Source organism: Mycobacterium sp. 1245805.9, from assembly GCF_001672915.1.
Classification (GTDB): Bacteria; Actinomycetota; Actinomycetes; order Mycobacteriales; family Mycobacteriaceae; genus Mycobacterium.
On record NZ_LZKR01000226.1, the window covers coordinates 37,215 to 48,501 of the forward strand.

15 protein-coding genes and 1 pseudogene are annotated in these 11,287 nt (G+C 68.3%); 9 read left to right on the forward strand and 7 right to left on the reverse strand.

The window, feature by feature from the left end; translation table 11 throughout:
• The first annotated feature begins 203 nt into the window (after nt 1–203).
• The 3 genes from A9X00_RS29260 to A9X00_RS29270 are packed head-to-tail and all read left to right on the forward strand — an operon-like array spanning nt 204 to nt 3,866.
• Nucleotides 204–2,528 (forward strand): MMPL family transporter, encoded by a 2,325-nt coding sequence (locus A9X00_RS29260; protein ID WP_067161955.1) that lies wholly within the window; start codon nt 204–206, stop codon nt 2,526–2,528.
• A gap of 1 nt (nt 2,529) precedes the next feature.
• The gene (locus A9X00_RS29265; RefSeq protein WP_067161957.1) at nt 2,530–3,228 is read left to right on the forward strand and encodes a TetR/AcrR family transcriptional regulator; all 699 of its coding nucleotides are present in this window, start codon (nt 2,530–2,532) and stop codon (nt 3,226–3,228) included.
• Complete coding sequence (locus A9X00_RS29270; RefSeq protein ID WP_067161961.1) at nt 3,225–3,866, forward strand: class I SAM-dependent methyltransferase; 642 nt, start codon at nt 3,225–3,227, stop codon at nt 3,864–3,866. The genes A9X00_RS29265 and A9X00_RS29270 overlap by 4 nt, the downstream gene beginning before the upstream one ends.
• A gap of 29 nt (nt 3,867–3,895) precedes the next feature.
• On the opposite strand, the gene A9X00_RS29275 is transcribed toward A9X00_RS29270, so the two are convergent.
• The gene (locus A9X00_RS29275) at nt 3,896–4,777 is read right to left on the reverse strand and encodes a hypothetical protein (RefSeq protein WP_082975602.1); all 882 of its coding nucleotides are present in this window, start codon (nt 4,775–4,777) and stop codon (nt 3,896–3,898) included.
• 115 nt (nt 4,778–4,892) lie between these two features.
• Nucleotides 4,893–5,612: an NAD-dependent deacylase gene (locus tag A9X00_RS29280; RefSeq protein ID WP_067161967.1), complete on the reverse strand. Its 720-nt coding sequence runs from the start codon at nt 5,610–5,612 to the stop codon at nt 4,893–4,895.
• Between the two features lie 37 nt (nt 5,613–5,649).
• Here A9X00_RS29280 and A9X00_RS29285 point away from each other — a divergent pair, with 37 nt between their 5' ends.
• Entirely contained in the window at nt 5,650–6,015 is a 366-nt protein-coding gene (locus A9X00_RS29285; protein ID WP_067161969.1) for a GntR family transcriptional regulator, read from the forward strand.
• A gap of 18 nt (nt 6,016–6,033) precedes the next feature.
• On the opposite strand, the gene A9X00_RS29290 is transcribed toward A9X00_RS29285, so the two are convergent.
• Nucleotides 6,034–6,549, reverse strand: a complete 516-nt coding sequence (locus tag A9X00_RS29290) for a DUF1697 domain-containing protein (protein WP_067161972.1) — start codon at nt 6,547–6,549, stop codon at nt 6,034–6,036.
• Between the two features lie 33 nt (nt 6,550–6,582).
• Between A9X00_RS29290 and A9X00_RS29295 the strand changes: the two genes are divergently transcribed.
• The gene (locus A9X00_RS29295; RefSeq protein ID WP_067161975.1) at nt 6,583–7,026 is read left to right on the forward strand and encodes a PPOX class F420-dependent oxidoreductase; all 444 of its coding nucleotides are present in this window, start codon (nt 6,583–6,585) and stop codon (nt 7,024–7,026) included.
• A 42-nt stretch (nt 7,027–7,068) separates the two neighbouring features.
• Nucleotides 7,069–7,245: a DUF5302 domain-containing protein gene (locus A9X00_RS31575; RefSeq protein WP_197515312.1), complete on the forward strand. Its 177-nt coding sequence runs from the start codon at nt 7,069–7,071 to the stop codon at nt 7,243–7,245.
• Here the strand turns inward: A9X00_RS31575 and A9X00_RS29300 are convergent.
• Together A9X00_RS29300 and A9X00_RS29305 are read right to left on the reverse strand one after the other, a co-directional pair.
• The gene (locus A9X00_RS29300) at nt 7,242–8,321 is read right to left on the reverse strand and encodes a hypothetical protein (protein ID WP_067161977.1); all 1,080 of its coding nucleotides are present in this window, start codon (nt 8,319–8,321) and stop codon (nt 7,242–7,244) included. The genes A9X00_RS31575 and A9X00_RS29300 overlap by 4 nt on opposite strands.
• Before the next feature lie 20 nt (nt 8,322–8,341).
• On the reverse strand, nt 8,342–8,869 hold the full coding sequence (locus tag A9X00_RS29305) for a nuclear transport factor 2 family protein (protein ID WP_067161980.1): 528 nt from the start codon (nt 8,867–8,869) through the stop codon (nt 8,342–8,344).
• Nucleotides 8,870–8,908: 39 nt separating this feature from the next.
• On the opposite strand from A9X00_RS29305, the gene A9X00_RS29310 reads away from it, so the two are divergent.
• Both A9X00_RS29310 and A9X00_RS29315 read left to right on the forward strand, forming a co-directional pair.
• Nucleotides 8,909–9,490 (forward strand): HhH-GPD-type base excision DNA repair protein, encoded by a 582-nt coding sequence (locus A9X00_RS29310; RefSeq protein WP_067161983.1) that lies wholly within the window; start codon nt 8,909–8,911, stop codon nt 9,488–9,490.
• A complete protein-coding gene (locus A9X00_RS29315) occupies nt 9,487–9,633 on the forward strand; it encodes a DUF1059 domain-containing protein (protein ID WP_065037196.1) in 147 nt (48 codons plus the stop codon). Before A9X00_RS29310 ends, A9X00_RS29315 begins: the two co-directional genes overlap by 4 nt.
• Here A9X00_RS29315 and A9X00_RS29320 read toward each other — a convergent pair whose 3' ends face one another.
• A complete protein-coding gene (locus A9X00_RS29320; protein WP_067161986.1) occupies nt 9,634–10,065 on the reverse strand; it encodes a MarR family winged helix-turn-helix transcriptional regulator in 432 nt (143 codons plus the stop codon).
• A 50-nt stretch (nt 10,066–10,115) separates the two neighbouring features.
• On the opposite strand from A9X00_RS29320, the gene A9X00_RS29325 reads away from it, so the two are divergent.
• On the forward strand, nt 10,116–10,730 hold the full coding sequence (locus A9X00_RS29325) for a TIGR03086 family metal-binding protein (protein WP_082975600.1): 615 nt from the start codon (nt 10,116–10,118) through the stop codon (nt 10,728–10,730).
• Between the two features lie 6 nt (nt 10,731–10,736).
• Here the strand turns inward: A9X00_RS29325 and A9X00_RS29330 are convergent.
• Nucleotides 10,737–11,287 (reverse strand): annotated as a pseudogene (locus A9X00_RS29330) (hypothetical protein); the annotation flags it as partial.

Here is an 11,287-nt window from a genome sequence, read left to right on the forward strand (position 1 = left end):
AAATGGTGGCAATTTACCGGCGGGTAGGTTTCCGGCGGGTAGGTGCCGGTTGGAACTGATTCCCGGCGGTTTGAACCATCCGCCCGCGGGGAGCCGTGTTTATGGATAGTGTTGTTTGACACCTGTCAGTTATCGCTGATAAGTTACCGCCCAGTCAGTGGCGGCCCAGCGTGACCGGCACGGCTGCGGGAGGACCGGGGAAAATGCTGCAAGCGATCGCTCGACTGGCCATAGCGGCACCACGACGAATAATTGCGATCGCGATCCTGGTCTTCATCGGCGCAGCCGTCTTCGGCATCCCCGTCGCCAAGAGCCTGTCACCCGGCGGCTTCCAGGATCCCAACTCGGAATCCGCCCACGCTATCCAGATCCTGACCGACAAGTTCGGGCAGAGCGGTCAGCAGATGCTGGTCATGGTGACCGCGCCGGGAGGCGCCCAGAGCGACCAGGCGCGCAAGGTGGGCACCGATCTCGTCCACGACCTGCACGGGTCGTCGCTGGTTTACAACGTGACCTCGGCCTGGACCGCACCGCCGCAGGCGGCGGCCGACCTGATCAGCAAGGACGGCAAGTCCGGGCTGATCGTCGTCAACCTCAAGGGCGGCGAGAACTTCGCGCAGAGCAACGCCCAAACGCTGGCGGACCAGTTCGTCCACGACCGCGACGGTGTCGCCGTCCGCGCCGGCGGCCCGGCGATGCAGTACGCGCAGATCAACAAGCAGAACCAGGAAGACCTCGTGGTCATGGAGATGATCGCGCTCCCGCTGAGCTTCCTGGTCCTGATCTGGGTGTTCGGTGGGCTGCTGGCGGCGGCGCTGCCGATGGCCCTCGGCGCGCTGGCCGTCGTCGGCTCGATGACGGTACTGCGGCTGATCACGTTCACCACCGAGGTGTCGATCTTCGCGCTCAACCTCAGCACCGCCCTGGGCCTGGCGCTGGCGATCGACTACACCTTGCTGATCGTCAGCCGGTACCGCGACGAGCTCGCCGAGGGCAGCGACCGAAACGAGGCGCTGATCCGGACCATGGCCACGTCGGGCCGCACGGTCCTGTTCTCCGCGGTCACCGTGGCGTTGTCGATGTCGGCGACGGTGGCGTTCCCCATGTACTTCCTGAAGTCCTTCGCCTACGCCGGCGTGGCCACCGTGGCGTTCGTCGCCACCGCGTCCATCGTGGTGACCCCGGCCGCGATCGTCCTGCTGGGCGACCGGCTGGACTCGCTGGACGTGCGGCGGCTGATCCGCCACGCCCTGCGCCGGCCCGATCCCCTGCACAGGCCGGTCGAGCAGTGGTTCTGGTACCGGTCGAGCAAGTTCGTGATGCGGCGCTGGGCGCCGATCGGCCTGGCCGTCATGGCGCTGCTGCTGTTGCTGGGGCTGCCGTTCTTCTCGGTCAAGTGGGGCTTCCCCGACGACCGGGTGCTGCCGCGGTCGGCGTCGTCGCATCAGGTCGGCGACGAGTTGCGCACCGGGTTTGCGCACGACTCCGCCACGGCGGTGCCCGTCGTCGTCCGCGACGTCCGCGGACTGAACCCGGGGGATCTGGACAAGTACGCCGCCGAGCTGTCGCGGGTTCCCGACGTGTCGGGCGTCTCGGCGCCGGGCGGGACCTTCGTGAACGGAAACCCGGTGGGACCACCGGCCGCGGCAACCGGATTGGTCGACGGCAGCGCGTTTTTGACCGTCAACAGCACGGCGCCGCTGTTCACTTCTGCCAATGACACTCAGCTCAAGCGGTTGCACCAGGTGCCGGGGCCCGGCGGTCGCGCCGTCGAAATGGGCGGTGTCGCGCAGGTCAACCGCGACAGCGTCGACGCGGTGACCGACCGCCTTCCGCTGGTGCTGGGCCTGATGGCCGCCGTCACGTTCGTGTTGCTGTTCTTGCTCACCGGCAGCGTGGTGCTGCCGCTGAAGGCGTTGGTGTGCAACGTGCTGTCGCTGAGCGCGGCGTTCGGCGCGCTGGTGTGGATCTTCCAGGACGGCCACCTCGGCGCGCTGGGCACCACGCCCAGCGGGACGTTGGTGGCGAACATGCCAGTGTTGTTGTTCTGCATCGCCTTTGGGCTGTCGATGGACTACGAGGTGTTCCTGATCTCCCGCATCCGGGAGTACTGGCTGGAGTACCGACCGGCGAACCCGACCGGAAAAGAGGCGCACGCCGCCAACGACGAAGCGGTGGCGCACGGCGTCGCCCGCACCGGACGGGTGATCACCGCGGCCGCGTTGGTGATGTCGATGTCGTTCGCCGCGCTGATCGCCGCGCACGTGTCGTTCATGCGGATGTTCGGCCTCGGCCTGGTGCTCGCGGTGTTCGCGGACGCCACCCTGGTGCGGATGGTCCTGGTCCCGGCGTTCATGCACGTGATGGGCCGCTGGAACTGGTGGGCGCCAAGGCCTTTGGTGTGGCTGCACGAGCGGTTCGGCATCAGCGAGGCGCCCTCCGAGATCGCGCTGCACCCCGAGCCGGCCGACGAGCCGGTGCAGCACAACGGGCACCCCGTCCGAGAATCGGTGACCCACATTGGTTGACGTGTCGGCCGAAGGTCTGCGTCGCGCCAGGGCTCCCCGCGGCTCCGGCGAGCGCCTGCACGACGAGATCCTGGACGCGGCCACCGAGTTGCTGTTGGAGACCGGGCACGCGCGATCGGTGTCGATTCGTTCGGTGGCACAGCGCGTCGGCGTCACACCGCCGTCGATCTATCTGCATTTCGCCGACAAGGACGCCCTGCTGGACGCGGTGTGCGCGCGCTACTTCGAAAAGCTGGATCCCGAAATGCGGCGCCTGGCCGCCGAGCACACCTCCCCGGTGGAGGTCCTGCGCGCGCAGGGGCTGGCCTACGTACGGCTCGCGGTCCAGACCCCGGGGCTGTACCGGATCGCCACGATGGGCGAGTGGCGCTCCGGGAGCAGCGTCGACGCCACGCTGAGCAACTCCGCGTTCAAGCACATCCGCGCCACCGTGCAGCGCCTGATGGACGACGGCACCTACCGCCCAGGGGATCCGACCACCGTCGCGCTGGAATTGTGGAGCGCGCTGCACGGGGTCGCGGCCATGTTGATCGCCAAGCCGCACCTGCCGTTCGGCGACGCCGAGGCGTTCGCCGACCGGGTGCTGTCCTCCGTGTTCTGCGGGCAATTGGTAATGGGATACTGCGGCCGGCACGCCACACCCCAGATGTTGGCGGCCTGGGTGGCGGCGCATCGACCGCCGGAGGAGTCGCGGAAATGACGCAGGCAGCCGAGCGCACGATCGACAACCCGTTCTTCGCGCGCGTTTGGCCCGTCGTCGCCGCCCACGAGGCCGAGGCGGTTCGGGCGCTGCGCCGGGAGAACGTGGCCGGGCTGTCGGGCCGGGTGCTGGAAATCGGCGCGGGCGTCGGGACGAACTTCGCCAACTACCCGCCGACGGTCGAGCAGGTGATCGCGGTCGAGCCCGAGCCGAGGCTGAGGGCCCACGCCCGCGCCGCGGCCGAGGCGGCGCCCGTGCCGGTCGTGGTGATCGGGGAGACCGCCGAGGCCTTCAGCGACGGCGAGCTCTTCGATGCCGTGGTGTGCTCGCTGGTGTTGTGCTCGGTGCGCGACGTCCCGGGCGTGCTGGGCCGGATGTACTCGCTGCTGCGGCCGGGCGGGGAGCTGAGGTTCCTCGAGCATGTGGCCAGCGCCGGCGGTCGGGGCCGGCTGCAACGGATTGCCGACGCGACGCTGTGGCCCAGGCTGTTCGGCAACTGCCACACCCATCGCGACACCGAGCGCGCGATCGTCGACGCCGGTTTCGAGGTGGACACGTCGCGGCGGGAGTGGACGCTGCCGATATGGGCGCCGTTGCCGGTATCGGAGCTGGCGCTGGGCCGGGCGCGGCGGCCCTAGTTCTTTCGGCGCCTGCGCCGAGACTGCGCTCAGCGCGTGGTTTGAGGCCTAAATCGCGATCTGTACGCAGGCTGGGTGCCTTCGCGAAACGACAGCCCATCCCGAACGCGCGCGATGATGGCGCCGGGACGATCGGATGCGATCGCCCGGATGACGATCCAGCCGAGCCGGGCCAGCGCCTCACTGCGACGAATGTCCCATGCGTATTGCCAGGGGTCGAGGCGATGTTGCTCGCCGTCATACTCGGCGGCGACCATGAGGTCCTCCCATCCCATGTCGAGGTAATACGTTTGCCCCTCGACCAGCACCGGGATCTGGGTCGTCGGCCGCGGCAAGCCCGCGCGGATCAAGAGCAGGCGTAGCCACGTCTCTTTCGGCGACTGTGAGCCGGGGTCAACAAGGTCCAGTGCCGTTTCCAGTTGCCTGAGTCCCCGCGCGCCGCGATGCTGCTCCGCAATTTGGAGGACCTCGTTTGACTTGGTGCCGGTCGCCCGCATGAGGGCGTCCAAATGTGCAACCGCCGCAGCCATGTTCTTGCGCCGACCGATGTCGAATGCCGTGCGCTCCGGCGCCGTCACTGGAATGCCCGCGACCACCTGGATTTCGTCGGGAAGGAGGTCGAAGTCGTAGGTTCGCAGGCCTCGTGGCGGCCGGGCGTTCGACCACACCAACTCGATGGGCAGGTCGTCGTCCACCCACTTCGCGCCGTGCCAGGCGGCAGCGGTCAACCCTGCGAGCACACCTTGTCGGTGCGACCACAGCCACGCGGACATCGCACGGTCGCGCACCGTCAGTCGTTGATCGCGCGGCACATAAACGTCGGGAAACACCGTGCGGAATTTGGAGCGCAGCTCATGCTTCCGCAGCGTGCCGGCTTTCACTGCCTCGCTGCCGATAAAGGGTTCGTCGATTGCCATGACCGCACGCTCACCGGCCAGACTGACGAAAGCCGCGTCGAGACTGCGCTCAGCGCGCGATTGTGTGGACGAACCGCGATCTGTGCGCAGTCTCGAGGGCTAAGGAGAATTAAGGAGAATTCAAGAGCGCGGGGAGCCGCTGCAGCAGCTCGGGCAGCGCCTGGCTTGCGCTCTCGCGGATGCTGATCGTGGCGCTCGGGGTGAGCGGCGTCGGCTCGGGGTTGACCTCCACGACGACGGTGCCGCGCGACAGCGCCAGGTCCGGCAGCCCGGCCGCCGGGTAGACGATCGCCGAGGTCCCCACCACGACCATCACGTCGGCGGCCTGGGTCGCATCGACCGCGCGCTGCCACGGCTCGTCGGGCAGCGGCTCGCCGAACCACACGATGTCCGGCCGGATCAGGCCGCCGCAGTGGCACACCGGAGGCTCGACCTCCACCGCCGGCTCGGCCATCTTGGGCAGCGGCCCGGAGTAGTCCATATCGCAACGGTCGCAACGGAATTCGAACAGGCTTCCGTGCAAGTGGTGCACGGGGTTACTGCCGGCGCGCTCGTGCAGGTCGTCGACGTTCTGGGTGACGACGGTGACCTCGGCGTGGTCCTGCCACGCGGCGATGGCGAGGTGCCCGGCGTTGGGTTCGACGTCGGCCACCAGGTAGTGGCGCCACAGATACCAGCCCCAGACCCGTTCGGGGTTTTTGCGCCACCCTTGCGTGCTGGACAGCTCGTAGGGATCGAAGCGGGCCCACAATCCGTTCTTGTCGTCCCGGAATGTCGGCACCCCGCTCTCCGCGGAGATCCCCGCGCCGCTGAGCACAGTTACTCGCATCCCACAAAGATAGTCGTGCTTGGGACATACTGAAGAAGTGGAGCTGCGGGATTGGCTGAAGGTCGACGTGAAGGCGGGCAAACCGCTGTTCGACCAGCTCAGAACCCAGGTCATCGACGGCGTCCGGGCCGGTGCGTTGCCGCCCGGTTCGCGGCTCCCGACGGTGCGTGAGCTGGCGGGCCAGCTGGGGGTCGCGGCAAACACCGTGGCGCGGGCCTACCGCGAGCTGGAGTCGGCGGCGATCGTCGAAACGCGTGGGCGCTTCGGCACTTTCATCTCCCGCTTCGATCCGACCGACGCCGCGATGGCCGCGGCCGCCAAGGAGTACGTCGAGGTGGCCAGGGCGCTGGGGCTGACCAAGTCCGACGCGATGCGCTACCTCACCAACGTGCCCGACGAGTGACGTTGGCCCGCAAGGCAATCAGCGCAAAACCTTGTCCAGCGTGCGCAGGTTGCGGGTCGTCGTCGAGGACTTGTAGCGCGGCTTGCCCATCGTCTTGCCGATGGTGCTGTCCAGCGTGGCGCCCTTGGGAACCTGCCAGTAGACGACGCCGTCCCCGCGGCCGATCTTCTCGTCGGCGCCCCCGCCCAACTTCGCGAGTTCGTCGAGCACCGCCTTGTCGGCGACGAACGTGACGTAGGACTGGTATCCCTCGACCTCGCGCTCGAACGGGTAGGCCTCGACGACGGCGCGCACCGTATCGATGTCGTACACCAGCACCCACGCGTCGTAGCCGAACCTCTTGCGCAGGGTGGCCTCGGCCTTCTTGCGCACCGCGGCCGCCCCGGCGGACGACTCCAGCAGCACGTTGCCGCTGGCCAAGATGGTGCGGACGTTGGCGAAGCCCGCCTCGGTCAACGCGCTGGCGACCTCGGCCATTTTGAGGTTGACGCCGCCGACGTTGACGCCGCGCAGGAACGCCGCATATCTGGTCATGTTTCGATTTCACCACGACGTAGGCTTTCTCCCATGGGACGCCAAGTCTTCGACGACAAGCTGCTGGCCGTGATCAGCGGAAATTCCCTCGGGGTGCTGGCCACCATCAAGCGCGACGGGCGACCCCAACTGTCGAACGTGAGCTACCACTTCGACCCGCGCGAGCTGGTGGTGCGGGTGTCGATCACCGAGCCGCGGGCCAAGACCCGCAACCTGCGCCGCGACCCGCGGGCCTCGATCCTGGTGGACGCCGACGACGGCTGGTCGTACGCCGTCGCCGAGGGGACGGCGGAACTGACAGCCCCGGCCGCCGCGCCCGACGACGACACCGTCGAGGCGCTGATTGCGTTGTATCGCAACATCGCCGGCGAGCATCCGGACTGGGACGAGTACCGGGAGGCGATGGTCACCGACCGGCGGGTGCTGATGACGCTGCGGATCTCGCACGTCTACGGCCTGCCGCCGGGGAAGCGGTAAAAACCACAAGCCAGGCGCGGCGGTCCAGGCTAGGCTGCGGGTATGGCCGAATCGAACCCGCAAGACGAGGACGACACGAAGCGCAAATTCCGTGAAGCCCTGGATCGCAAGAAGGCCAAGTCGTCGGGCGCGTCGGAGCACAAAGACGGCGGCGACAAGCACCCGCGCGCGCATGGACCGGTGGAGAGCCGGCGCGAATTCCGCCGCAAGAGCGGTTAATTCGTGTGCGCCCTGTCCACCAGCTGCGGGGCCAAGCCGAAGCGATCGACGAGCAACAGCCAATCGCCGGCCGCGACCGAATAGTCGGCCGGCCGGTTCACCCGATCCGGGACCGTGCCGCGCCACGCGAATCGCGCTGAGAAGTCCAGGACGCCGCGGTACTCCTGACACCCGATGGGCATGGGCTCCACGCCGGGAACGCACAGGACGAGAACGGGCGACGGCTTGGGTTGCTTGTAGGACGGGCCGTTTCGCCACCGCCGGCATTTGTAGGTTTCCGGCGTCGCGGTCACGTGCGCAACGGGAGCCGTCGCGATGACGGCCCCGTTGCTCGCGTCGACCACGCGGATCGAATCCGTGCCCAGCTCCAGGGCCACCAGCGGTTGCGAGGACGACGCGAAGAGTCGGTTCTTGTCCACGACGGACCACGCCGACATCTGTTGCGCCAACTCCATGTTCGGATACAGCAGACAGCGAGTCGGTTCCCCCGTCCCGGGTTGGTGGGCCCGCACGGTACTCCGGCGGCCGACCATGGCGAGCAACTCGTCGAAATCCGAGGCCCACAACCAGGCGTCGACGTAGCCCTGGGGCGGCTCGTCGAGCCGGGTTCCGGCGGCCACACGATGATCCCGTCCACCGAGGACAAAGTGATGGGTGCCGGACCGCAGGTGCAGCGCGCTCCCCATCACCTTGGTCGCGCTGCCGTACGCCCAGAGGCCGAGCGTTGCGTCACCGAACGAGAACACCACCGGGCGCCCCTTGTTGACGGTCAGCCCATCGGCCGCGACCGTAATCGGGATCTCCCCGGTGGCGCGCCGCCCGACGTATAGGAGCGCGATTACGACGAGGACGATGCCGACCACGGCGACACTGCGCGTCCGCTCCCATCCTGCGGGGGCGTGCTCCGCCAGGTAGAAGCCCCCGTATACCGCCGCCAGGGCCACCCCCATGACGATGAAGTAAATCCAGTTGGGGCGCGCCTCGTCGGTCATCATCTTCGACATCGCTTTGGACATCGGGAAGGGGAGCTTGGCCACGAACTGCCGTCCGGCGGTCGACTCGTCCCGCACGCTCATCCCGAAAGGATGCCACCGGTTCAGCCGGGTGTGAATAGGCCGATCGACGGGTCGGCCTGGCCCGGTTGGCCGCGCAGGCTGCCGCGGGTGCTGGGGTGTCCGAAGTCCACTTCCGACGGGTCCTTCTGGTATGCCCAGTCCGCCACGATCGTGCGCTGGCTGAACTTCCAGCGGCCGTCGTGTTTGCGGTACTGGTCCAGGTACCGGCCGCCAATGATGACGTCGATGTCGCGTTCGGGACCGGCGAAGGTGTGAAACACCAGGCAGTAGATTTCACCGCGGCCGGCGTCGCCCTCGATCACGAAATTCGTTGTGGTGACGTTGTGTTGGGAGACACGCACGTAGGGTTCCGCCGCCCGCAGCTGGGCAATGAACTGCTCGACACCACCCGTCGAGAACGATCCGTGCGAGTCGGTCGCGTCGGGGTGGTAGAGGCCGCGCAGCGCTTCATAATCGGCGCGGTCGACGGCCCGGCAGTAGGCGTTGACGAGCTGATGCAGTTCGTCACGGGCCAGCATCAGGTCCAATTTGGCCTCATCCACCACCACGCCACGATAGCCCGGTGGTCAGGGCGCTAGAGTCGGCGTATGTCGAAGCTCTGCCTGGCGCAGGAGCCCGAGGCCGACGCGCTGCTGGAAGATGACCCGTTCGCGTTGCTGATCGGCATGCTGCTGGACCAACAGGTGCCGTTCGAGACCGCGTTCGCGGGACCGAAGAAGATCGCGGACCGGATGGGCGGCCTGGACGCCGGCCAGATCGCCGCGTACGACCCGGACAAGTTCGCCGCGTTGTGCGCGGAAAGGCCTGCGGTGCACCGCTTCCCGGGTTCGATGGCCAAGCGCATCCAGGCCCTGGCGCAGATCATCGTGGATGACTACGACGGCGACGCCGCCGGGCTGTGGAAGGCCGGTCAGCCCGACGGGAAGGAGCTGCTGCGCCGGTTCAAGGGGCTGCCCGGTTTCGGCGAGCAGAAGGCGAAGATCTTCCTGGCGTTGCTCGGCAAGCAGTACGGGGTGACGCCGACGGGGTGGCGCGCGGCGGCCGGGGATTTCGGCAAGGCCGGCACGCACCTGTCGGTCGCCGACATCGTCGACGCCCATTCGCTTGGACAGGTGCGGTCGTATAAGAAGCAGATGAAGGCAGCAGCGAAGGGAAAGGCGGCAACGTGAAGACACACATCACGTGTCCGTGCGGCGAAGCCATCACGGGCAAGGACGAGGACGAGCTGGTCGAGCTCACCCAGGCGCACCTTGCCAGCGTCCACCCGGGCCTCGAGTACGACCGGGACGCCATCCTGTTCATGGCGTACTAGTTAGCCGCCGTCCGTCGCCGACAGCTGCTGCAGGACGCGCAGGAACAGGCGACGGTCTTCGGCCGACAGCCTCCCGAGCCAGCGCTCTTCGCCGCGCTGAATGTCTTGCTGCGCGGCATCTTTCGCGGCTCGGCCCTTTTCGCTGAGTTCCAGCAGGCGCACCCGGCGGTCGTCCGGGTCGGGCCGGCGCTCGATGTAGCCCCGGTCCTGCAGGTCGTCGAGCGTGGGGATGATGCGCGTCTTGTCGGCGCCGATCGCCTCGGCGAGCGCGGCCTGGCTGCGCACCGGCGAGCGGTCGAGCGCGCTCAGCACGATGTAGCCCCACATCGACAACCCGTGCGATTCCAGCACCGGAACCTCGGCCGCCATCATCTCGCGAACCAGCGGCGCCATCATCGCCGCGAGATCGGGACGCCTCGCCCTCGTCACCATGCGGAAAGCGTAGCGTTGACAGATAATATGCGAATGTATACGATCTGCGGATGCATACTATTTCCGACGTCCGACCGTTCCACCGCGCCGCCGTGCAGGCGTCCGTCGACGTCGTCGCGGCTGTCACGCGCGACGATCTGTCCCGGCCCACGCCCTGCGCCGGCTGGGACCTGCTCGACCTGCTCGCCCACATGACCGCGCAACATCACGGGTTCGCCGCGGCCGCCCGTGGCCGTGGCGACAGCGCGAGCGTTTGGGAGGCGGACCGCGTGGTCGACGCGGTCGCGGCCGATCCGGGCGGCAGTTACGCGGCGGCCGCCGCCGAGGTGCTCGACGCGTTCGCCGCCGACGGCGTGCTCGACGCGAGTTTTTCGTTGCCCGAGTTCGGGCCGGGGGCGGCGTTCCCCGGCGCGATCGCGATCGGCTTCCACTTCGTGGACTACGTGGTGCACGGCTGGGACGTCGCGCGGAGCATCGGCGCGGAATTCGCGCTCCCGGACGACGTGGTGGCCGCCGCGCTGCCGCTGGTGTTCGTCATCCCGGATGGTGACTACCGCACGACGGACGGCGCGCCGTTCGGCCCGGCCGTCGCCGCGCCCGACGGCGCGAGCGACCTCGACCGCATCCTGAGCCACCTCGGCCGCTCGCCCGGCTGGACCGCCTAGGGCGCGCTACGGCACCACCGTCGAGCCGATCGTGGGCATGAACTGGCACTGCTTTTCCTTGGTGGTGACCTGCCCGAAGATCGTCGACATGATGCTGCCCGAGCCGGTGTCGACGATCGCCGTCAGCGTCGTCGGCCCGTCCCCGTTGATGTCGGTGCGCGGCTTGAGCGCGACCGTCCCGGACTTGCCCGTGGTCAGGTTCACCCAGGTGACGTTCAACGGCAGCTTCTGCACCTCGGCGGGCCCGGGCGTGCCGACCGCGGTGAACACATAGGCGGTCTGGCCGGGCCCGGGTCCCGGCGTCGGGATCTTGGCCGGACCCGCCACCGACAGCGCGGTCGCGATCGAACTGCTGCCGTCCGCAAGGCAATTCGTGCCGATCGACGGATACATGAAGTCCTGCGTGGGCGGGGCGTCAGGCCCCAGGCCCGGCGCGGGAGCGGGCGCGGCGTCCGGCGCGGGACCCGGTGCGGGCGCCGGCGCGGCGGCGGGTGCTGGCGCCGGCGCGGTGGCCGCGACGGGTTCGGTCCCCGGCGTTGCGACGGGCGGGGTGGCCG